The organism is Pirellulales bacterium (genome assembly GCA_019636335.1).
Taxonomy (GTDB): Bacteria; Planctomycetota; Planctomycetia; order Pirellulales; family JAEUIK01; genus JAHBXR01.
In genome coordinates this window covers 84,905-107,921 of the sequence record JAHBXR010000015.1, presented here as the reverse complement: position 1 = coordinate 107,921, position 23,017 = coordinate 84,905, and the positions used below count along the sequence as shown (strand labels likewise).

The following is a 23,017-nucleotide window of genomic DNA, read 5'->3' as shown; positions in this document are numbered from 1 at the left end:
CGCGGAGAGACCGTCGCGTCTTTCCCAACATCCTGCAACCTGTATTAGGGAGAAGAAGAACATGTCACGCAGAACTCGCCGCCCGGTGGCGCGTCAAGGTTTTACGTTGATGGAACTGCTCCTGGTCATGGCGATCCTCGTGATCCTGCTGGGCCTGGTGGCGCCGCGTTTCATGGGGACGCAGAAGAAGGCGAACATCAACGCCGCCAAGAGCCAGATCGGTTTGTTCAAATCGCCGCTCGAGATGTTCGCGCTCGACATGAACGGTTATCCGACGACCGAGCAGGGCCTCGTCGCGCTGCACGAGGAACCGGCCGAGATGGAGAATCCCGAGCAGTGGAAAGGTCCTTACCTCGACTCCAGCATTCCGCAGGATCCCTGGGGGCACGACTATCAGTACGCCTATCCCCCCACGCACAACACCAGCGATTTCCCCGACATCTGGTCGATGGGTCCCGACGGTGAAGATGGCACCGAAGACGACATCGGCAACTGGAATCCCGAGGCAAATGGTACGCAAACGGCCAGTCGTTAAGGGGAACGCATGCGAGAGAGACATCCGAGAGTTGACCACGGTGCGACACGGCGGGCTGGCCCAGTCGTGTCGCGTAGGGGATCGAGACGGTCTCGCCGCGCCTTCACCCTGCTCGAGCTGTTGCTCGTGCTGGGGTTGATCGTGGCGATGGTTGGCATCGCCTGGCCCTCGCTGCGCGGACCGCTCGGCGGCGCGCGTTTGCACGAGGCGGCCAAGCAGGTGCGGGTTGAAATGTCGCGCACGCGGCTGGCGGCCATGGAGTCGGACGCCGTGTACGAGCTGCAGTACGCGGTCGAGTCGGGACAGTTTCGCGTGCGCCGCATGCTCGACTTGAACCCGGCCGAGAACGAGGAGTGCGCCACCGTCGACTACACGTCGGCGGGAGACAATCCGAACGGCGACCAGGGGGCGAACATCGGCTGGACCGAGTTCGCCCTACCGTCCGGAGTGGTCTTTGCCGACCCGATGTTTGTCGGCGAGACCGCCGCGACCGAAGCGGTGGGGACGTTCGCCAGCGAAACGGCCGACGTGGTGAGCTGGTCGACGCCGATCGTGTTTTATCCGGACGGAACGACGTCGACGACCGAGTTTGTGCTCCGCAACGAGCGCGGCGACGAAGTCGTCGTCTCGTTGCGCGGCCTGACCGGCGTGTCGCAGATGGCCGACCAGGCCCCCGCCGCGCAGAGGCTGGTCCGATGAGACGTCGCCGCGCGGCATTCTCGCTCCTCGAGGTGCTGCTGGCGACCGGCATTTTGCTCGGTGCGGTCGCCGTGCTGGGCGAGCTCGCGCGGCTGGGGCGCCTCAACGCCCTGGCCGCGCGCGATCAAACCCAGGCCCAGTTGCTGTGCGAATCGAAGTTGGCCGAGATTCTCGCCGGCGCCGCGTCGAGCGAATCGCACGGCGACCAACCGCTCGAAGACGCGCCGGGCTGGCTGTGGCGCGTCGATCGCGAGCCGCTCGAGCAGCCAGGACTCTCCTCGCTGCGCGTGACCGTGGCACAGGATCTGCCCGAGGCGAAACGTCCCGTGCGTTTCGCGCTCGTGCGGTGGATGCGCGATGCGAGCAGCGGTGCGCCGAACGCCCCGGGGCTCGAATCGCCCAGGTCGCCGGCGTCCGGCGCGGCGTCTCTCTCGTCGTCGCTGCCCCTGGGAGAATGAACGATGACGGGCCCGACTCTTATCCCTGGCGCGCGCTGCCGCTCGGGTTTCTCGATCCTCGAGGTGTTGCTGGCGCTGGCCCTCTCGACGGCGCTGCTGGCCGGTCTGTTTAGTGCGCTGTCGCTTTTCATGCGGTCGTTCGATTCGGGCCGCACGCACGTCGAAGAGGCGCAGCTCGCACGTTCGTTGCTGCGGCAGATCTCGCGCGATCTGCGGCGAGCGGTCGTCGAGTCCGCGGCCAGATCCGCCGGAGGAGACCAACCGCTCGCGCTGCCGAGCGATTTTCTTCCCTCCGCCGAGTCGGCCGCCGATCCACTCTCCCCGGCCGAGCTGTATCGCACGACCGTGCTCTCCCCGTTGCGAGATTCGACCGAGACCCCTGTGGCTCGCACCCTGCGACTGGCGGGCACGAGCGATCGGCTCGATGTTTGCGTCCGCGCCGGGGGGGGGCAAGAGTCGCTGGCGGCCTTGGTGATCGGCAGCGAGGCCCCCTCGGCCGAGTCGAGTGCCTTCGTCACGGGGGCTTCCAACAGTGACTCGGCAGGCGCCCTGCGAAAGGTGAGCTACTTCTGCTACGACTCGACTAACCCCGATCGGATGCTCGCGCAGCAAAACGAATTCTCGCCAGCCACGGTGAATGCCGAAGCCGGGATCGCACAGACCGGGCTCGTGCGCCGCGAACAGCCCTGGCTGCACGAATCGTCGGGCGAAGAGCCGCTCCGTTCCAACGCGGCGACAGCAGCCGAACCCGAGTCGACGAGCGACTACGGTACGCCCGCTGCCGGCCTCTCGGCGTCATCTCCCATGACAACTTCTTCTGCAGCGCGCGCGAACGAGTACCGTCCACCCAGTGACGTTGCGTGGGAAGATCTCGCAGAAACGCTGACCCCCGAGGTGGAGCGCGTCGCGTTTCGATACTTCGATGGCAGCACCTGGTACAGTTCGTGGGATAGCGCGTCCGACGGCGGTCTCCCGATGGCCGTCGACATTGCCTTCTGGCTCGCCGAGCCGGCCGACGAGGCACGACGCCCGCGCCGCGCGGGCCAACGGCGCGCCGACCCTGCCGACACGTCGGCGACGCGGCAAACAGCGGCCGATCGCTCGAGCTCGCGGGAGCCAGAAACTGCCGGTGCATTCGCGGGTGGCAACGCCGCTAATGGCACGTCGGCAGAAGACTTGCCCGACTATCGATTGGTGGTCTATCTGCCGCTGGCGAGTCCGCGTCGCGAGGAAAATCCCTATCCAGAGCTGAGCAGTCCCGACGAGCTCAACGCGCCGCTGCCGGCGGCCCCAGCGTCTCCCCTGCCTTCGACGATGGCGCCTCCGACGCCTCCCGCGCCGACGCGGCGGAATTCGATTCCGTCGTTCTTCCGTCCGAACGCACCGGCTCCGGGAGGTGCGCGATGAAACTGTCCCCAGCCAACCGACGCCGCGGGATGGTGATCGTCGTGGTGCTGATCGTCATCGCCATGCTCAGCCTGGCCGGTTTTACCTTTGCCGAGATCATGTTCACCGAGAACAAAGCGGCACGACTGGGCGGACGAGACCTGCAAGCCCGCCAGTTGTCCGAGTCGGGTGCGCTGTGCGTGGCCGCCATGCTCGATCTTTCGAGCGAGGCGCGCTCGGAGCTCGGCGGCGTGTACGACAATCCCGAAGAGTTGGCGGCCGTCGCCGTGCTGGCGCCGGACGAAACGCAATCGGCGCACGGCCGGTTCAGCATCGTCACGTACGAGGCAGACGACTCGGAGTCGGGCCGGATTCGCTTTGGCGTCGAGAACGAATCGGCCCGTCTCAACCTGCACAAGTTGCTGGAATGGGATCGCAGTCATCCCGGTCATGCCCAGGCGACGTTGGCGCGGCTGCCGGGCATGACGCCCGAACTGGCCGACGCGCTGCTCGATTATGTCGACGCCGACGACACGCCTCGCGAACTGGGGGCCGAGTCGGAGTTTTATGCGCAGCAAGAGCCGGCCCGCATGGCGGCCAATCGGGTGCCTTCGTCCCTCGAGGAACTGCTCGCCGTGCGCGACGTCAGCCAGGAGCTGCTCTTCGGGCTCGACTTGAACTGCAATGGCCGGCTCGAGCCGTTCGAGATGTCGCGCATGTCCAGCGCCGCGGCAGGCGCGCTTTCGCCGGCGGTGACGGTACGCGGCTGGTCGGAGTATCTCACGCTCGACAGCGCCGAGGGGAATCTTACGCCCGAGCGACAGCCGCGCATCAACCTGAACGATCCGAATCTGGTCGATCTGCACAGCCGGCTTTCGGCCGCGCTCGATGAAGATTGGGCCACCTTCATCGTGGCCATGCGGCAGTTCGGACCGGCGCCAGGCGGCGGCGCCGCACGCAGGCAGGCGGGCGTGCAACTCGATTTCTCTCGGCCGGCGCTGCATACGATCGCCTCGGTGTACGACTTGATCGGCGCGAGAACCGCGCTCGCCGAGCCAGGCCGGGTATCGCCCACGCCCGTCGACAGTCCGCTCGCGGCCGATTCGTCGAAGCTGGCCACCGAGTTGCCCCGGCTGCTCGATGTGGTGACGACGCGGACTGAACCGCGCATCGTGGGGCGGGTGAATATCAACCTGGCCCCGCGCGAAGTGCTGCTGGGCGTCCCTGGCATCGACGACATGCTGGCCGACGAGATCGTGTCGAAGCGTGCCTCGCTCTACGATCCCACTTCGCCGGGCGACCAGCGACACGCGGCGTGGCTGTTCCTCGAAGGGCTGGTGACGCTCGACCGGTTGAAGACCCTCGAACCGATGATTACCGGTGGCGGCGACGTCTTTCGAGGCCAGGTGGTCGGTTTTTTCGACGAATTTAGCGCTTCGAGCCGAGCCGAGTTCGTAATCGATGCTACCAGCGCCCCGAGCCGGCTGTTATGCTGGAAGGGTCTGAAGCACCTGGGGCGCGGCTATACGCTGGCCGAATTGGGAGCCGCGCCCAGTGTCCAGCCTACGTCCGCCGGCACGGCGCCGGTAGCCTCGCGATAGCCCGCCCGAACGATACGCCCGGCCACGAAGGCGATGGACCGTCTCGCGACTGGTTCCGCCCCGCACGCCTGCCCCCCCTGCCCTCCACCCGGCCGCACTGCGAGAGACTCCGATGCCGCGTCTGCTGGCCATCGAATGGGACATCGCCGAAGCGCGCTATATCTTGGCGCAGGTGCGCGGTCGCCGCGTCGCGCTCGAGCAAGCCGGCTCCTTCCCGCTGGCCCCCGAGGCGGTTCCCACGGAGAGTGGCGAGATTTCCTTGAAGCATCCGTCGCGAGAGATCCTCGCGGCGCAGTGGCGCGAGACCCTGGGCCGGCAGCGCATGGCCCGCCCCAAGCTGCTGTTGGGGGTTGGCCGCAATCGAGTCGAGCTGCGACAGCTCGTCGTGCCCCCCGTGCCCGATGCCGATCTGCCCGAGCTGGTGCGATTGCAGGCGATGCGCGAGGCGGGCTTTGTCGGCGAAGACAGCGTGCTCGACTTCGTGCCGCTGTCCGACGACCCGACCGTGCCCCGACAGGTCGATGCCGTGGCCTTGTCGGCCGATCAAATGCACGAGTTGCAAGAGGCCTGCTCCGCGGCCGGCTGGACCCCCGAACGCATGCTCGTGCGTCCCTACGCCCTGGCCTCGGGCTTCCGTCGCTTGATGCCCTCGGCCGAGCAAGTGGTGCTGATCGCCGAGCTGGCGCCGACCACGGCCGAACTGCTCGTGCTGGTCGGCACGCGCGTGCTGGTCTCTCGTTCGGTGCGGCTGCCACAAGGTGAGCACGGAGACGTCACCGGCCTGCTGGCCGAAATCCGTCGCACGCTGGTCGCCGTGGCCAATCAACCGGGCGGAAGCCCCGTCGAGGCGATCTATCTCTGCGGCCGGCCGCACGAGCACGTCGAGACGATGCAGCGCATGGAGCACGAACTCAAGCTGCCCGTGCAGGCGTTCGATCCGCTGGCCGAGCTCCCCACGACGGGCGAACTGGCCAGGCACGCGCCCGCGAGCACGGGTCGTCTGGGGGCGCTCGTGGGCATGCTGCTCGACGAGGCGCATGGCAACAAGCCGGCCATCGACTTGCTCGATCCTCGCAAGATGCCGCAGCCGCTCGATCGGCGCTTGCTCGTCGGCCTGGCGGCCAGCGTCATCGCGGCGATCGTCTTCGCCGGGGGCTATGTGGCCTGGGGCAAGTTCTCGGCCGCGGACGAGCTGAACGACAAGCTGGCCGCCGAGTCCAAGAAGCTCGATGAGTTGGTGCGTCGCGCCGATGCGAAGCGGGCCGCCGTCGAGGAAATCAAGCTTTGGGCCGATAACGATATCGTCTGGCTCGACGAGTTGCGCGATCTGTCGTTGCGATTCCCCAGTGCCCGCGACGCCGTGCTGCTGCGACTCACGATGGCCCGGGCCTCGAGCAAGGGGGGCACCGTCGAGATGCAGGGGCTCGTGCGCGATCCTTCGATCGTCGGCCGCATGGAAAGCAATCTCCGCGACAAGCACCACGAGGTGCGCAGCAAACGCGTGCAGGCGACCATTCAAGAGCGCACCTACACCTGGCAATTCGAATCGTCGCTGGCCGTGGCACGGCGCGATCGCGAGGAATACCGCACGGCGCCGGCCCCGGTGGCCGGTCCCACCGTGCCCGCCCCGGCGACGACGACCGAACCAGCCGCTCCGGCCAGTGATTCCACCTCGGCAGCCAGCATCGCCGGGGCATCTTCCGCGGCGACGCAGAACGCCGCGGCGGAAACGGCCACTTCGACCAACACGTCGACGGGGGGCCGGCCATGAAAAAGCGCGAACGCATCCTAGCGATCATCGTCGGCGGCATGCTCGTGGCCTACCTGGGAAACTGGCTGTTCCAGGCCATGTTGCAAGGCCCGCTCGACGAGCGCCGTGCCCGTGCCGAGCGATTGCGTAAAGATATCGAGAAGAAAGAAGGGCAACTGCGCCTGGCCCGAGCCGCCGGCAAGCAGTTGACGGCCTGGCAGCAGCAGTCGTTGCCGACCGATCTGGAGTTGGCTCGTTCGCTCTATCAGAACTGGTTGCTCGAGCTCGTGCGTGTCGCGGGCTTCGAGCAGCCCAACGTGGACTCGGGCGAGACGGTCGGCAAGAAGGACGTTTACCAAAAGCTCCCCTTCACCGTCCGCGGCCGTGGCTCGCTCGAGCAGCTTACCAGCTTCCTCTACAACTTTTATCGCGCGGACCACTTGCACCAGGTGCAACGACTTTCGATCACCCCCATTCCGCGTTCGCAGCGGCTCGAGCTCTCGATGTCGATCGAGGCCCTGGTGCTGCCCGAGGGGGAACGCAAGGATCGTCTCAGCGGGCGCACGTCGAATCGTCTGGCCGCGGAGAACCTGGTCGAGTATCGCGCCATCGTCGAGCGAAACCTGTTTGGCGAAGGTGGCGCCCGGGCCTACGACGAATCGGACTTCGCCTTCCTCACGGCCATCCTCGAAGTGAGCGGACAGCTCGAGGCGTGGTTCACCATTCGCACGACGGGCGAGATCTTGAAGCTGGGGATCGGCCAGCCCTTTCAAGTGGGGCAGTTTCGGGGCCGCGTGGCCGAGATCGACGCGCTCGACGTCGTGATCGATTCGGACAACGAACGCTGGCTGATCACGTTGGGGGAAAACCTTAGCCAGGCAACGGCTTTGCCCCCCGAGCTCTAAACGGCCCAGTATTTTTCGCCAGTTGGCGGAATCTCCTCAGAAAGGCTGTAGCCGGCAGGCGGGACAACCGATCTTTGAGCCGGGCAAGCGATGCGCCGAAGCGCGCAGCGTGCGCCTACGAACAAGTCGCCGCAGGGGGGAACACTGCCAAGCGACAGAACCGGTGTCTTTCAAAGCTTTAGACGAATACGCAATTCGACGGCCCACGCGCACGCTGGCGGTAGCGGCGCTGGCGATGTTGCTGGCATGCTGTCAGGCCGGCCGCGCGCACGCCGCCGATGGCGAAATGAAGGCCTACCGGCTGCGGGCCGCCTCGGTCGCCGACGTCGAGCCCCTGGCACGCAAGCTGGTGGCGGGACTGGCCGGCGCCGAAATCGCCGTCGACACGGCCTCGAATCAACTCCTCGTGCGCGGACCGGCCGAAGCCCACCAGATCGTGGCCGGGCTGGTCACCGCGCTCGATCAGCCGAAGACGGCTCCAGCGGCGTCCCTGCCGACAGCCACTCTTTCGCCCCCTCCGCCCGATACGGACGCGCCGGCGATTCACGTGCCACCGCGTGTCGACGTGGCCGGCGACCCGACGGTGCGCTTCGTTCAACTGCACAGCGCGCGCGCCTCGCAGCTCGAGCCGATCCTGGTCGACATGTTCCGGGGGCGTATCCAGCCCATGGCGCAGGTCGCTGCCGGGCTGCCGGGTTACATGATTATCTTGAGCACCGGCGAGCGCATCGAACTCGGTTTGAACCGCGCGCACGATCAGCTCATGGTGCGCGGCTCGGCTCCCGTCGCCGAACGCATGGTGCGCCTCATCACCGTGCTCGACAGCCCGCGCCAACCGTTGGGCAAGTCGGTGCGAGTGATACCGCTCGACAAGGCGGATCTCACCAAGGTTCGGCGTGCCACCGATGCCTACGAGGGAAAGCTCGATCGCGAGCGGCTGCTGCCGGCGCCCTCGGATGGCGCGTCGCGCGAGAGGAATCCAGCCCGGGCAGCCTCGACGACGACCGCCGATCCTTCGGGCGCGGTGGCCTTTGCCAACTTGCTACTGCAGCCCGGTGCGTCTCCCGCGCCGGCCGAGGCGTCTCCTCCGCCGGATGCTCCCACGGGCGATGCCGAGGCCGCCGCCCAGCAGGATCGCCTGCGACAGCTCGGCGGCAATGTGGACATCGAGGTCCTTCCTGATCTCGACGTGTTGATCCTCAGCGGCGACGAGCGCGAGGTCGACGAGCTCGTGCGGATCATTCAAGAAATCGAACGCATCAGTGCCGAGACCGAGCCGGAGATCGAAGTCTATCACTTGCGCCATGCCCCCGCGGCGGGCATCGCCACGGTGCTGACCCAGGTGCAGACCGATCTGCTCGCCGGTCGACAAGGCCGCGTGACGTCGATCTCGCTGGTCAAGCCGAATGCCATTCTCCTGGTCGGCTGGGGCGAGGCCTTGCGAGTGATGCGCGAGTTGGTCGAGAAGCTCGATCAGCCCGTCGATGCCGAAACGCAGTTGCGCGTCTTTCGTTTGAAGTATGCCCCCGCGGTGGCGACGCAAACGACGATCCAGCAGTTCTTCACGAACCGCCTGGGGCTGGGGGCGAAAGTGGTCATCGTGGCAGACGCCGCGTCGAACTCGCTGATCGTGCAGGCGGTGCCCCGCGACCTGGCCGAGGTGGAGCTGTTGATCGAACGGCTCGACTCGGGCAAGAGCGGGGTGGTCAACCAACTGCGCGTCTTCAAGCTGCGCAACACGCTGGCCACCGACATGGCCCCGATTCTCGAGAACGCCCTGCGCGGCACGGCCCCCGGCACGCCGGCGGCACAGCAAAAGCAGTCCATCCTCCAATTCCTCACGGTCGATGCGCAAGGACAGCGCATGTTGGAGTCGGGAGTCCTCTCCGATGTCCGCGTCACGCCCGACGGGCACACGAACACGCTGCTCGTATCGGCGCCCGCCGACAGCATGGAACTGTTGGCCGCGTTGATCGAACAGCTCGACGGCATGCCCGCCGCGACGGCGCAGATCAAGGTCTTCAAGATCGTGAATGGCGACGCCGCCGCCCTGGTCGAGATGATGCGCACCCTGCTGGGGCCGCAGGCGACGACAGCTCTGGGACCCGAGCTGGCCGGGCCGACCGACGAAGGTTCGCTCGCTCCGCTGCGATTCAGCGTCGATCTGCGCACGAACTCGATCATCGCCACCGGCTCGGCCGGCTTGTTGCAGGTGGTCGAGGCGATCCTGCTGCGGCTCGACGAGAGTGACGTCAGCGATCGCAAGAGCCAGGTTTTCCGGCTGAAGAATTCACCGGCCATCGACGTGGCGCTGGCCGTGAATGAGTTCCTCCGCAGCGAACGCATGGTTCAGATTGCCGTGCCCGGCACGCCGAGTCCCTTCGAGCAGATCGAACGTGAAGTGGTGGTCGTGCCCGAGCCGGTCAGCAATAGCCTGATTATCAGCGCGACGCCGCGCTACTTCGACGATATTCGCACGCTGGTCGAGCAGCTCGACGCGCAGCCGCCGCAGGTGCTGATCCAGGTGCTGATCGCCGAGGTGCGGCTCGACAACATCGACGAGTTCGGTGTGGAGTTGGGCCTGCAAGACTCGTTGCTCTTCGATCGTGGCATCGTCGGCAACCTAGCCACCACAGGCTCGACGGGCACCACCGATACCCGCAATCCAGGTGTGGACATTGGCACAACGGCCAATCAGACCTCGACCACGCTGATTCCCGGGTTCAATTTCAACAATCAGAACCTGGGCAATAGCGGCAGCGCGCAGTCGATGTCGACGCGCGAGAACCTCGCCGGACAGGCCTTGTCGAGCTTCTCGGTCGGTCGCACCAACGCCGAGCTTGGCTTCGGCGGGCTCGTGCTCAGTGCCAGCAACGAGAGCATCAACATTCTGATTCGCGCCCTGAAGCAGTGCCAGCGCGTCGAGGTCTTGAGCCGACCGCAGATCATGACGCTCGACAACCAGCCCTCGTTCATTCAGGTGGGCGAGCGCGTGCCGCGCGTCGCCGGCACCACGATCAACCAGGTCGGCCAGGTAAACAACATCGAGCTGGTCAACGTCGGGCTCATCCTGGGGGTCACGCCGCGCATCAGCCCGGACGGCAACGTGGTGATGGAGGTCGACGCCGAGCGCTCGGAGTTGGGACGCATCGCCGATGGCATTCCCATCGCGGTGAACACCGATGGCGATCCGATCCTTTCGCCCCGCATTCGCACGCAAACCGCCCAAACGACGATCAGTGCCGCCGACGGGCAGACCGTCGTGCTCGGCGGGTTGATCTTCCGCAATCACGTGACGACCACGCGGCGCGTCCCCTACCTGTCGTCGATTCCCATCCTCGGGCACTTGTTTCGCTACGATTTCGAGCAGAACCAGCGCACCGAGCTGCTGATCATTCTGACGCCGCACGTCATTCGCAACGGCGAGGACGCCGAGCGGATGAAGCAGATCGAATCGTCGCGCATGAGCTGGTGCCTGGCCGATGTCGAGCGTATTCACGGCGAGTGCCAGATCTGCCGTCGCGGCGATTGCGAGCACTGCATGTCGACGACTCAGGTGATCTATCCGGATCAGGATCCGGGAGCCGAGGGCATCCCGGTGCCGGCCGAGAGCATTCCCGCCGGCAGAGCGAATTCGCCGAACGCCGTGCCCGAGAATGTGCCCGCCGTGCCCTACTTCCCTGCTCCCCAGGGAAACGCGGCGCCGGCTGAAGGTCCCCGTATCGGCGGAGAAGAGCTGCTGCCGGCGCCGGGCTCGCGCCCCTTGCCGGTGCCAGACGCCATGGGAGAGGCCAGGCCGCCCCACGCGGCGCCGGTGAACCTGGTCGCGCCCGCGACGGCGCCGGTCGTGGCGAGTCCTACTTCACGCAGGGTACTACCGCCGAACGGCAACTGAGGAAGAGCTACGCAATGAATCGATCCGCTCGACAACCGTGCCAGCAGCAGGCCGCCTCGCGGACCAGCCCTCGGGTTGGCCTGTCGCGACGTTGCCTGCGCCTGTTGAGTGGCGCGACTCTCGTGCTGCTGGCAACGGGCATCGGCACGCACGACTCGATGCGTGCTGCCCGGGCCGACGGTTTCGACCTGCGCGAGTCGATTCCCTGGTCGGAAAAAGCCAAGCCACGCGAACCCGATCGGATGGTGGCGGTGTGGACGCACACGGTATTGAATCGGCCCGGCAAGCCGGCGGTGCGCGGGTTCGGCGGGCGATTGATGTACTACGAACGCCGCTCGGATCAACCGATCAAGGTCGCCGGCGAGTTGATGGTCTTCACCTTCGACGACACGAACCGCGACGGTACGAACTGCACGCCCGACCGCAAATACGTCTTCACCGAAGAGCAGATGCCCGAGCATTACAGCAAGTCGAAGATCGGGCATTCGTACAGCGTGTGGATTCCGTGGGATGAGGTGGGCGGCCCCCAGCGCAAGATCAGCCTGGTGGCACGCTTCGAGTCGAAGGAAGGCAACGTCGTCACGTCGCAGATCAACACGCAGATTCTGCCGGGCATCGCGCCAACGGTGGTCGAACAAGCTCCGCCAGCGCCGTTGGGCGTGCAGGCGGCTTCGCACATGATCTCCGCGGGACAGTTTCCCCAGGTGGCCGGATTGCCGCTGCCACCAGATCATCGGCAGCGTATGACGACGTCGACGATCGACATAGCGCCGGGCATCATGTCGGCGGTGCCGTCTCGGTCAGTGCAAATGCAAGCCAGCGCTGGATCGTCGGTCGTCGCGCCGTTACCGGCGGTGGGCCAGCCGCAACAACCCTGGCAAACACCGACACCCTGGCAGGCGTCTGCTCCGTGGCAACCTCAGAATGCCTGGCAGCCACAGCCCGGTTATCAACCGCCACCCGGCTGGCAACCACAGCCCGGTTATCAACAGCCGCCGGGTTGGCAACCGCAACCCGCGGCAACGCAGCCCGCTAGGGGACCAGCCCCGGCACCACGGGCGTACCAAGCGATGATGCCGCCGGCGCCTCAGGCAGCTCACGTACCGATGGTGACTCAACCGGCGGCCCCACCGTCAGCTCATTCTGGACTTCCCGAATTCCGGGCTCAAGGAGCACCAGTTGTTCCGCCACGTCCCGCTGGTGCTCAGATGCGACAGCGCCACGTAGGATCGCCGTCTGGCCAACCACTGACACCTCGACCGGGCCCAGGCGTTCCATACCAGGCACCCGTAGCAACTGCCGCGCCAGCGATGCCTCAACTTCCTCGCTAGGAGGCAGGGGGTAGTCGAAGCCGATCTGGTAACGCGGGGCATAGGGACGCGCCTGCCGCGTGAGCGGTTCGGGCGGAATGCGATTGATCTGTTCGTTCACGAGCGGGCGCAAGTTCGTGATGGCCGAGCGGATCGCGCCGCGTGTGTTTCCCTGGATCGAACCGATGAAGCCGACGCGGTCCGCGAGATCGCTACCGACGAAATCATTGCGTGTGCGGTTGGTGCGTACGAATCGCTCCATACCCGTCAACTCTCCCACCGAGGCGCCCACCCGCCCGGCGAGCCCCATGCTCTCTCCCTGCGAGGCGGCCGCCGCGGCCTCCAGTTGTCCGGCCGAACCGGGCTGGGGCCGTCGACTCAGCGTGCTCCCCAGCGGGCGATCGCCAAAGAGCTGCGCCTGGGCTGGCAAGGCTACCAGAGAAAGCGCGGCAGAGATGACAGCAAATACGACCGAGGATCGCAGCCTAATGCGTGGTGCTGGCATGGAAAGTGGCACAGGCCGCCGGCCTGTGTTGATTGACTCTGGCTTGGTTCTCATTTCCGCACAGGCTGCCAGCCTGTGCCACTTTTTCCAGATGAAAAGGTTGCTTCCACCAAGCATACCTTACGGCTGGGCGGCCGGCGTGGTCTTCTCCGCCCGCTCGTTCCACCAGTCGCGGGCAATTTCATAGGCGTCGGTGGCGATCATGTGGACTCCGCTGTCGACGCAAGCCGACCAGTAGGCATCGTCGAGCACGCCCCCGCGCCGCGGCGGGTTCACCGTGTAGACGCGGATGCGATAACCCCGCTCGTTCGCCAGACGCACGGCCTCTTTCATCCGCTCCGCCGAGATGTGCTCGTTCCCTTTGGCGTCGGCGGCATCCATGAAGGTTTGCTTCTCGTAGGTGAGAAAGCGGACGAAGCCGGCCGGCGCGCTGGGCACGTAATCGGCAATGTTCGCCTTCCACGCTCCGGAGCCATGATCGCCGAAGGCCAGGTATTCGCCGTCGGCGGGAATCGAATCGGCGTAGAGGCGGTGCGCCGCGGTATCGCCCGTGAGGCAAACGGTAATGTGTCGCGGCTCGAACGTTCCGCCCTCCGACTTGGGCAGGCGCGAGAGCAACTCCGCGTGCGGTTCGATGACCTGCTTGAAGGCCTCGACGATTTCGGGGCTGACCGACTTGAAGTCGATGACGAGCGTGTAGTGGTCTTCGGGAGGCGTCTTGGCCCAGCGTTCCCAGAGGGGCGCGATGAGCTCGCCCAGTTCCGGTTCATTGCCGTGTGCCGTGCTATCGTGCGTGGCCACGATCGCCTTGCGGTTCGGATCGTAGGTCACGTCGACCTCGACGTATTTCAGCCCCGCGTCGAGCGCCCGGGAGAACTTTTGCTTGTCGGGGAGCAGGCGGTAGGGATACGCATTGTGCGCGGCAAAGGGATTCGTCGCCGAGTGGTCGGCTGCCGCGGCACGCTCGGCGGCGAGACTCGCCACGGCGAGCGACAAGACCATCACAGCCAAGCGGGCTCGAAGCGAACGATTCCAACGGGGTAAGGTGAGTTGCGGCAAGGGAACCTCGTGCAAGGCTGGGGGGCGAGGGCAGGGACAGCGGAGCCATTCATGCTACCACGCCGCGAGACCGATCCCCACACGCCAGACCCGCGACTCGGCCTTCCTGCAATCTGGCAAGTGGCACAGGCAGCCAGACTGTGTGTGGGGAAACGAGCCCGGAAACACAGGCCGGCGGCCTGTGCCACCTCTCCCTCGCTGGCAGTTGAACGATGTTGTCACGCTTCGCGTCTGTGAGGAGTTGAATTCCCGAGGATCGAGAGTTCACGATGTGAGCAGGCCGATTCGGGAAGTCGTCGTGCGGCTGGCGCGTATTCTAACGATTTCGTAAGCAGCGAGGCTTGGACGAAAGGCCCCGTTTTCGGGCCGTTTGCCCCTGGTTTGCGGCGCGCCCCTGCTTGGAGGAGGCCGCCGATCAAGTTACGATCAGTGTTTCTTTATCTGGCCTGCGCCAGCCTCTCGTGGGAAGGCGGTCTGGTGGGGCGAGAGTACCGGCAGATCACGTCGAGCAGCCCCCAATGTATTTCCGTCTTGGCTCCTTCATCGCCCGGCACTGGAAGGTCGTGATCCTGTTCTGGATCGTGCTGGCGGCGGGGCTCAAGCTGTGGGCGCCCCGCTGGGACGATGTCACGCACGACGGCGATCTCGCCTATCTGCCACCCCGCATGACGAGCGTGCGCGGCGAAGCGCTGCTCGCGCAGGCGTTCCCCGACACGAAGGTGCGCAGCCAGGCAGTGCTCGTGGTCGAGCGTCCCGACGGCGAACTGACTCCGGCCGATTACTACATCGCCGACAAGCTGGCTTCGAAGTTCGAGAAGCTGATCGAGGAGGCCGCCGAGGAACAGACTCCACTTCCCATCGCGGCCGTGTGGAGCCACAACACCGAGGTGCTGGGCAGCAAGCTTACGAGTCCCGTCTCCGATCGAGGGCAGGCGACGCTCGTCATCCTCTCGTTGACGAACGAGTTCATGGCGACCGACAACATTCGCCTCCTCGATGAATTTCAGATCGCGCTCGACGACGTTCGGCAGGATCCGCATTTTCCGGCCGGGCTGAATCTCGGCATTAGCGGTTCGGCTGCCATCGGCGGCGACATGCTCGGCTCGGCCAAGGAGAGCATCGAAAGCACCGAGATCACGGCCATCGTGCTCGTCTTCTTGATCCTGCTGTTCGTCTACCGGGCCCCCCTCTTGGTGATTATTCCGCTGACGGCCATCGTGCTCTCGGTCTCCGTGGCGACCGATGTCGTCGCCTGGCTGGCCGACTATAGCGCGCACAGCGACTGGCTACACTTCAAGATCTTCAAGACGACGAAGATTTTCGTGGTGGTGATTCTCTATGGCAGCGGCACCGACTTCTCGCTGTTCCTGATTTCGCGCTATCGCGAGGAACTCGAGCACGGCTACGAAAAGTCGCAGGCGATCGAGCGGGCCCTGGGAAGCGTGGGCGAAGCACTGGTCGGAAGTGCGCTGACGACGATTCTCGGCCTGAGCATGATGTACTTCGCCGATTTCGGAAAATTCCGCTACAGCGGGCCCGTGATCGGCTTGTGCCTGCTGATCACCTTGATCGCCTGCTTGACCTTCGCGCCGGCCATGCTGCGGGCCTGCGGCACCGCGGTGTTCTGGCCCTTCGGCTTCGCTCCGGCACGCCAGCAGAATCGCCAGGGCTTGCACCTGAGCGGCTTGTTGGATCGTTTCTGGAATTGGGCCAGCCATTTCATCATCCGCTGGCCGGGGGTCATTCTGGCGGCCTCGATCTTGCTGATGCTCTACCCCGCCTGGCGCGGACTCTCCGTCGACATCACCTACAACCTGCTGAACGAATTGCAGCAGGACCGCCCGAGCGTCGTGGGAACGAACCTCGTCCGGCGTCATTTCCCGGCGGGGGATGTCGGGCCAGTAACCGTGGTCGCCTACAACCAGCAGGGCAAGTTCGACACGCGCGAAGGCGAGATCCACATCGCCGAGCTCACGAAGCAGTTGTGGGACGTCCCCGGCGTCGTGGCCGTGCGCAGCTTGAGCGAGCCGCTGGGAGACAAGCCCGGCTATGCGAACATCTTCAGTCGGCGCGGGCAACGCAAGGTCGCGGCCAAGAAACACAACCGCACGCTCAGCACCTTTCTCACCCAGGTGCCCGAGTTGCAGGGGCAGATCACGCGCTTCGATCTGATCTTCGAGAAGGATCCCTTCTCGCCCGAGGCCGAGGAATTGCTGAACGTCGTCGATGCGAAGCTGCAGAACCTGAGCCAGACCGCGGGATCCCCCTGGTTCGGCACGGAGTTCGACTTTACCGGCACGACGGCGGGCAAACGCGACCTGAAGGCGGTCACCACCAGCGACCAATGGGTGATTCAGCAGTTGGTGACCATCGCCGTGTTGGGCGTGCTCTTGCTGATTTTGCGGCGACCGCTGATCTGTCTCTACCTGATCGTCTCGGTGATCGTGAGCTACCTGGTTACCATCGGCATTACCGAGGCCGTCTTCGCCACCCTTTATAGCGGCACGTACGAGGGCCTCGACTGGAAAGTGCCCATCTTCCTGTTCGTCATCCTCGTGGCCATCGGCGAGGACTACAACATCTACCTGGTGACGCGCGTGCTCGAAGAGCAGGCCGAGCACGGCCCGCTCGAGGGCTTGCGCCTGGCCGTGGTAAAGACGGGGGGCATTATCAGTAGTTGTGGGCTGATCATGGCGGGTTCGTTCATCTCGATGATGACCGGTTCGTTGCGTGGCATGCTCGAGCTCGGCTTCGCCCTGTCGTTGGGCATTCTGCTCGATACGTTCTTCGTGCGCCCGGTGATCGTGCCGGCGTTTCTGGCAATCGTGGCGCGTCGCGAAGAACGCCGGCGGCCGTCCGAGCATGGCCGGCGGTCGCACGGCGATTCTCCGATCGGCCTGCCCCTGGAAGCACCGGGCGAACTGGCCGAGCGCGCGGGGCGCTAATCACCTCGCCGCGCATCGCACCTGTCGGCGCTGCGCTGGTGTCTGCACGTGCAGGCTTCGCGCGGGTGAGGTGCCAGCGTGCCTGTGGCGAAAATCATCCAAAATTGGCGCCGGCAGATTGCATGCCTTGCCAGATGCGCTATGATTTTCGTTCGGTGGGCCTGGAACGGTACGGTGTCTGTCCAGCGTGCGGCAGCGCGCGGTGATTTCTTGCAGGCGGTTTTCGACGGGCTTGCGGCGCAACACGCAGCACCGAGCAGCAGATATATCGTGGATCTTTTGGACATCTGTTGGAAAGGGGAGCGAACGTGACTCCACAAGAGGTTCTAGCGCTGTGTCGTGAGAAAGACGTCAAGGCCGTGGATCTGCGGTTCATGGACTTTCCGGGGCTGTGGCAACATTTCACGATTCCGGTCAACAAGCTCGACGGCGATGTCTTCGAGGATGGCCTCGGCTTCGATGGCTCGAGCATTCGTGGTTGGCAGGCGATCAACGAGAGCGACATGCTCATCGTGCCGCAGCCCGACACGGCTTTCCTCGATCCCTTCACCGAGCTCCCCACGCTCGTGATGATCTGCAATATCCAGGACCCCATCACGCGCGAGGACTACACGCGCGATCCGCGCAACGTGGCACGCAAGGCGGTCAACTACCTGAAGAGCACGGGCATCGCCGACACCTGCTACATCGGCCCCGAGGCCGAATTCTTCATCTTCGACGACGTGCGCTTCGACCAGCGCGCGCACGAGGGTTACTACCATCTCGATAGCATCGAGGCCGAATGGAATCGCGGCCGCGAGGAGCACCCCAACCTGGGTTACAAGCTCCGCCACAAGGAAGGTTATTTCCCCGTGCCGCCGGCCGACTCGTTGATGGATATCCGCAACGAGATGATGCAGACGATGATCGACTGCGGGCTCGACGTCGAGGCGCAGCACCACGAGGTCGCCACGGGCGGTCAGTGCGAGATCGATCTCCGCTTCCAGAACCTGGTCCGCATGGCCGACTACATGCTGATGTACAAGTACATCATCAAGAATGTCGCCCTGCGGCACGGCAAGACCGTGACCTTCATGCCCAAGCCCCTCTTCGGCGACAATGGCTCGGGCATGCATACCCACATTTCGTTGTGGAAGGGAGACAAGCCCCTCTTTGCCGGGGGGGGCTACGCCGGGCTGAGCGACACCGCGATGTATGGCATCGGCGGGCTGCTCAAGCACGCGCCGGCGATCCTCGGCTTTACCAACCCCACGACGAACAGCTACAAGCGACTCGTCCCCGGCTTCGAGGCCCCGGTAAACCTGGCCTACTCGCAGCGCAATCGCTCGGCTTCGGTGCGCATTCCGATGTACAGCCCGAGCCCCAAGGCGAAGCGGCTCGAGTTCCGCTGCCCCGATCCAAGTTGCAACCCTTACTTGGCCTTCTCGGCCGTCTTGATGGCGGTGATCGACGGCATCCAGAACAAGATTCATCCGGGCGAACCGCTCGACAAGGACATCTACGATCTGGAGCCGGAAGAACTGGCCAAGGTGCCCAAGACGCCGGGCTCGCTCGACGACGCGCTCACCGCGCTCAAGAACGATCACGAGTTCCTGCTCCGGGGCGACGTCTTCACCGAGGACGTGATCTCGACCTGGATCTGGTACAAGCAGAAGAACGAGGTCGATGCCCTGCGTCTGCGGCCGCATCCTTACGAGTTCTGCCTGTACTATGACATTTAATCGCGTGTGAAACGGTTGCTCGCCACGTCACGCGGACGAGCGACTTCGTCGCTTGACTCTCATCGCCGGACTGGTAGCTTGGCTGCCAGTCCGGCTTTTTTTTGTTTGCGCCGGAGTTGCTGCTCCATCGATAGGCGACCCGCTTCCATGACGCAAATTTCACGCGACACGCTCGCGCAGCTCGCTCGTTTTGATACGCCCACGATCTGCAACATCATCGAGCTGTTCGACGTGCGGCCGCGCAACCGGGGCTATCTGGATGGCCGCATTCGAGCGGGCTTTCCCGAGTTGCCCCCCATGGTGGGCTTTGCCTCGACCGCCGCGTTTCGCAGCGATGCGCCCCCCCGTGGCGGCGATGCGTACGGCAGTCTCGAGCAGCAAGTGGCGGGCTTCGCCGAATTACCCGGCCCGGCCATCGTCGTGTTCGAGGATCTCGACGATCCCCCCGTGGCCGCCACCTTCGGCGAGGTGATGTGCTCGACCTATCAGGCCTTCGGTTCGGTCGGGCTCATCACGTCCGGCGGCGGACGCGATCTCGACCAGGTGCGGGCGCTACGGTATCCCGTGTTCACGGGTTCGACGATTTGTGCCCACGCGTATTGCCATATTCTGCACGTCGGGTTGCCCGTGCGCGTGGGCGGAATGATGGTGAACCAGGGAGATCTTTTGCACGGCGACGCGAACGGGGTGACCGATATTCCGCTTTCGATCGCGGCGGCCATCGCACAGATCGGCGACGAGTTCGTCGCCGCCGAGAAGATCGTGCTCGATTACGTAAAGGGGAGCGGCCCGAAGACACCGCAAGGGCTGGGCGAGGCCCGCAAGGCGTTCAGCGCCGTCGTGGCCGATTTGACCCGCCGCGCAAAGGAGTCGCGCTAGCAAGTTCTGTAGAACAGGTGCCATCGCCACACCCATCCTCTTGCTGCTTCGCAACACCGATCATTTTGCGACTTATGGTCGCCAATCGTCGCCGGGCATTGTCCGCAAAATGATCGGTGCCACCCAGCCGCCGGGATTACTTGTTGGCTGGCTGGCTTTCGACTTCTTGTCGGGCGAGTTGTCGAAATTCGACTGCACTCGAACATCGAGGTTTGACACAGCACTGCCCACGCCCCCCTGCTCCCTACCCATCCCGATAGGGCCGCTGCGACTGATACAGCTTCAATCGCTGTTCCATGCCGGCGCGGGTCGCCTGGTCGACGCGCTGTCCGGCTATCTCGATGACGCGCTGCATCGTGCGTACGGCGTCGTCGAAGCGGCCGGCCTCGGCATAGGCGGCCGCCAGCGTATCGAGCACGCCGGGATCGTCTTGCGTCGAGCGCTGCTGGGCGAGTTCGGCCAGGCGGACCGCTTCTGCCCCGTCGCGCAGCGAGTCGTCGGGGTGGGTCGCCAGCAGCCAGGCGAGATTGTTGGCGATGGCCGCGCTGTGGGGATTCAGTTCGAGTGCCCGGCGATACTCCGCGGCCCCGGCGGCCGGCTGGCCCGTCGCCACGAGGCATTGCCCCAGGAAGAAGTGCGCATCGACGAGCGTGTCGTTTTGCTCGAGGGCGGCGCGGAAGTCCCGCATGGCTTCTTGCAGCTTGCCGAGTTGGGCCAGCGCCAGGGCCCGACCACTGAGGGAGAGGGCATCGCGCGGATCGAGCTCGAGCGCGGCGCGATAGGCCTCGATCGCCTCTTGCGGGCGGTTGGCCGAGGTGAGGCACTTGCCCAGGGCGCGTTGAATATCGAGGCTGCCGGGGTTCAATTCGAGCGAGCGTCGTAGCGCTTGGGCGGCTTCGTCGAACTGGTCTTGCTCGGCCAGGGCCAGGCCCAGGTTGGCGTGGGCGGCTGCCAGGTCGGGCTCGATGGCGATCGCATTGCGGGCATGGTTCGCGGCGGTCGCGGCCTGACCTCGTTTCAGATAGGCGAACGCCAGGTTGCTCATCAGCTTGGCGCTGTCGGGGGCAACCTTGAGCCCCAGCGTATAGCCCTTGATGGCCTCGTCGTAGCGTTCGAGGCGCACGAGCGCCAGTCCATAGTCGTTCAACCAGTTGGCTTGATTCGGCACGATCGCCAGGGCCTGGCGGAAGTAGTTCGCCGCCGTCTCGTCGTCGCCACGTTTCTCGGCGATCCGCCCCAGCGAGTGGAGCGCCGGAGCGAACTTGGGATCGAGCTTGAGGATCGCCTCCAGCTCGGCCTGCGCGGCGTCCCATTTCTCTTGCGCATAGAGGGCATGCGCCAGCTTCAAGCGAGCCGCGATGTCGTCGGAATTGCCGGCCACCGTCTGGCGCAGATCTCCTTCGAGCAACTCGACCTGCGAGGTGCGATCGGCGACGAGCAGTTCGTTCGCATCGGCGTCCTCGGCGGGATTCTCGGCCACGAAGAAGACCCAACCGACCATCATCTCGTCGGTCGATTGCGAGCCGGTGTGTACGTTGGCCGTGGGGTCGGGATTGTTCAAGTTGTAACGTGAATTGTCGTAGTGCGCCACGCACTTGAGCTTGGCGCCCGCGGGAATGCGTTTCGGCTCTTGCAACCAGTAGAACGTCTGCCAGTTGAAGTCGAAGCGCGGCACGCTGAGCAGCGTCTCGCGCTGGCCGTCGGGATAAGTGACCTCGAAGCTGAACGACTTGCCGCGAAAGTGCGCGTGCGGATAAAGCCCGAGAATGAGGGAGTCGACGGCGAAGGTGCTGTGCGTTTCGGCGTGATAGTCTTGCTCGCCGGGGGGGATATTGAGGCTCAGGTGGTCGTGCGTGGCGAGGCGTACTTCGCGCTCGGGAGGGGTGTCGCTGAACGAAAAGGCGACCGAGGGCTGGTTCTGGGTCGCCGTGCCGTTGGGTACGTGATGAACCTCGAACATTAAGGTTGAATCTTTGGGGATGCGCAGGGCCGTGCCCGGGGGATAACGAAAGACGGGATCTCCCGGCGCCCAGGCGGCCAGCATCGGCAGGGGGGTGGCGTCGTCGGGATTGGATCTCGCCCCGGGGGGGACCACCGCCAGCGTCATGTGATGCACGACCGCGGCGTTCGATGGCTTGAGCTGCGCGGCCTCGATCCAGCGATCGCGATCGAAGACCTGCGCGGTCACGTCCGGGCTCAAGCTCAGGTAGTCGTAGGAGAGGACGCCCGAGGCCGGCACCTGAAAGGGTTCGGCGATTTGAATCACCGCCTCGGGAGAGCCGATTTCCCAGGCGGGGACGGAGGCCAACTTGCCGGCTTCGACGTCCGCGTCGCCCGGCACGAGCCCGCCGTCGATCCAGGCGACGAGCTGGTCGATCTCGTTCTGCGAGAGACGGCGATCGTTGGCGAAGTGGCCGTAGCGTTCGTCCGCGTGCCAGGGGGGCATGCGTCGCTCGAGCACCACCTCGCGAATCATCTTCGACCACTGCACGGCATCGTCGTAGGTGGCAAGGGCAAACGGAGCGGACTGCCCCGCGCGATGGCACGCGGCACACCTGGCGGCGAGGATCGGCGCGACGTCGGCGTAGGTCGACGGAGTGGCCACGGGCGTGTCGCGGCGGCGATCGAGCAGACAGCCGTCGGCATGGGTCGTGGCCTGGGCGATCGCCTGGCCCGCGAGAAGCTCGTCGAGGGCGAGTTGCAGATCCTCGCGATCGGCCTTTTCGCGCCGATAGTTGACGCCGAACTGATCGCTCACGCGGCCGCGGTACTGGAGCCCCCCTTGAGCGTCGAACAGGCAGACCGTGGGTGTACGTGTGACCTCCAGGCTATCGGCCAGCCGCTGTCCGAAGTCCTTCACGACCGTGAAAGGGATGTCGCGCTCGAGGGCATGGGCGGCCGATTCCGTGAGGGGCTCGTTCTCGTGGGCATAGACGGCCACGAAGTGGATGCCACGAGCGCGATATTGCTGTTCGATCTCGAGCAGCCGGGGGACGTAGAGATTGGCCAAGGGGCACTCGACGCCCAAGAAGGCGAACACGGTGCCGTTCGGTCCGGCCAGCGATTCGAGACTGCGTTGATTGCCTTGCAAGTCGCGCACCGAGGTCATGTCGGCGCGGTGCGAGGCGAGCTCGGCGGCGGCCGGTGGCACGGCGATGGGTTGGGCCGCTGTCTGTTCGGCCGGCTGGTTGGATTGGAACCAGGCGAGCAACACTCCCACGCCGGTCAGGCCGAGACCGACGACGAGCAGGGCGAAGAGGATTCGAGATCGACCGGCTTTCAAGGCAAGGCTCCCTAGCGAAATGGGCGGCTTTCGATCCACCTTACTGCCCCGTAAGGACGCCAGCAACCTGCGACGTCAGGGGAGTA

The 23,017-nt window shown here is 65.2% G+C and carries 15 protein-coding genes; 11 read left to right on the top strand and 4 right to left on the bottom strand.

The window, feature by feature from the left end; all coding sequences use genetic code 11:
- The first annotated feature begins 61 nt into the window (after positions 1 to 61).
- The 8 genes from gspG to KF708_15500 all read left to right on the top strand — a co-directional run bounded on the left by gspG (position 62) and on the right by KF708_15500 (position 11,229).
- Positions 62 to 535 (top strand): type II secretion system major pseudopilin GspG, encoded by a 474-nt coding sequence (gspG, locus tag KF708_15535; protein MBX3414099.1) that lies wholly within the window; start codon positions 62 to 64, stop codon positions 533 to 535.
- Positions 536 to 601: 66 nt separating this feature from the next.
- Positions 602 to 1,234, top strand: a complete 633-nt coding sequence (locus tag KF708_15530) for a hypothetical protein (GenBank protein MBX3414098.1) — start codon at positions 602 to 604, stop codon at positions 1,232 to 1,234.
- Entirely contained in the window at positions 1,231 to 1,692 is a 462-nt protein-coding gene (locus KF708_15525) for a hypothetical protein (GenBank protein MBX3414097.1), read from the top strand. The genes KF708_15530 and KF708_15525 overlap by 4 nt, the downstream gene beginning before the upstream one ends.
- 3 nt (positions 1,693 to 1,695) lie before the next feature.
- Positions 1,696 to 3,099 (top strand): hypothetical protein, encoded by a 1,404-nt coding sequence (locus KF708_15520; protein ID MBX3414096.1) that lies wholly within the window; start codon positions 1,696 to 1,698, stop codon positions 3,097 to 3,099.
- Positions 3,096 to 4,679: a general secretion pathway protein GspK gene (locus tag KF708_15515; GenBank protein ID MBX3414095.1), complete on the top strand. Its 1,584-nt coding sequence runs from the start codon at positions 3,096 to 3,098 to the stop codon at positions 4,677 to 4,679. The genes KF708_15520 and KF708_15515 overlap by 4 nt, the downstream gene beginning before the upstream one ends.
- Before the next feature lie 112 nt (positions 4,680 to 4,791).
- Positions 4,792 to 6,450: a hypothetical protein gene (locus tag KF708_15510; GenBank protein MBX3414094.1), complete on the top strand. Its 1,659-nt coding sequence runs from the start codon at positions 4,792 to 4,794 to the stop codon at positions 6,448 to 6,450.
- Entirely contained in the window at positions 6,447 to 7,334 is an 888-nt protein-coding gene (locus KF708_15505) for a hypothetical protein (GenBank protein MBX3414093.1), read from the top strand. Before KF708_15510 ends, KF708_15505 begins: the two co-directional genes overlap by 4 nt.
- A gap of 163 nt (positions 7,335 to 7,497) precedes the next feature.
- On the top strand, positions 7,498 to 11,229 hold the full coding sequence (locus KF708_15500) for a hypothetical protein (protein MBX3414092.1): 3,732 nt from the start codon (positions 7,498 to 7,500) through the stop codon (positions 11,227 to 11,229).
- 460 nt (positions 11,230 to 11,689) lie between these two features.
- Here the strand turns inward: KF708_15500 and KF708_15495 are convergent, their stop codons facing one another.
- The 3 genes from KF708_15495 to KF708_15485 all read right to left on the bottom strand — a co-directional run bounded on the left by KF708_15495 (position 11,690) and on the right by KF708_15485 (position 14,055).
- Complete coding sequence (locus tag KF708_15495) at positions 11,690 to 11,908, bottom strand: hypothetical protein (GenBank protein ID MBX3414091.1); 219 nt, start codon at positions 11,906 to 11,908, stop codon at positions 11,690 to 11,692.
- Between the two features lie 353 nt (positions 11,909 to 12,261).
- Positions 12,262 to 12,849: a BON domain-containing protein gene (locus tag KF708_15490; protein ID MBX3414090.1), complete on the bottom strand. Its 588-nt coding sequence runs from the start codon at positions 12,847 to 12,849 to the stop codon at positions 12,262 to 12,264.
- Positions 12,850 to 13,164: 315 nt separating this feature from the next.
- Positions 13,165 to 14,055, bottom strand: coding sequence for a hypothetical protein (locus tag KF708_15485; protein MBX3414089.1), 891 nt, complete (start codon positions 14,053 to 14,055; stop codon positions 13,165 to 13,167).
- 566 nt (positions 14,056 to 14,621) lie between these two features.
- On the opposite strand from KF708_15485, the gene KF708_15480 reads away from it, so the two are divergent.
- From KF708_15480 to KF708_15470, 3 genes are all read left to right on the top strand, one after another.
- Positions 14,622 to 17,048, top strand: coding sequence for an MMPL family transporter (locus tag KF708_15480; GenBank protein ID MBX3414088.1), 2,427 nt, complete (start codon positions 14,622 to 14,624; stop codon positions 17,046 to 17,048).
- 308 nt (positions 17,049 to 17,356) lie between these two features.
- Positions 17,357 to 18,769: a type I glutamate--ammonia ligase gene (gene glnA, locus KF708_15475; GenBank protein MBX3414087.1), complete on the top strand. Its 1,413-nt coding sequence runs from the start codon at positions 17,357 to 17,359 to the stop codon at positions 18,767 to 18,769.
- A 147-nt stretch (positions 18,770 to 18,916) separates the two neighbouring features.
- Positions 18,917 to 19,648: an RraA family protein gene (locus KF708_15470; protein ID MBX3414086.1), complete on the top strand. Its 732-nt coding sequence runs from the start codon at positions 18,917 to 18,919 to the stop codon at positions 19,646 to 19,648.
- A 244-nt stretch (positions 19,649 to 19,892) separates the two neighbouring features.
- Here the strand turns inward: KF708_15470 and KF708_15465 are convergent, their stop codons facing one another.
- Positions 19,893 to 22,931, bottom strand: coding sequence for a tetratricopeptide repeat protein (locus KF708_15465; GenBank protein MBX3414085.1), 3,039 nt, complete (start codon positions 22,929 to 22,931; stop codon positions 19,893 to 19,895).
- Positions 22,932 to 23,017 lie beyond the last annotated feature (86 nt).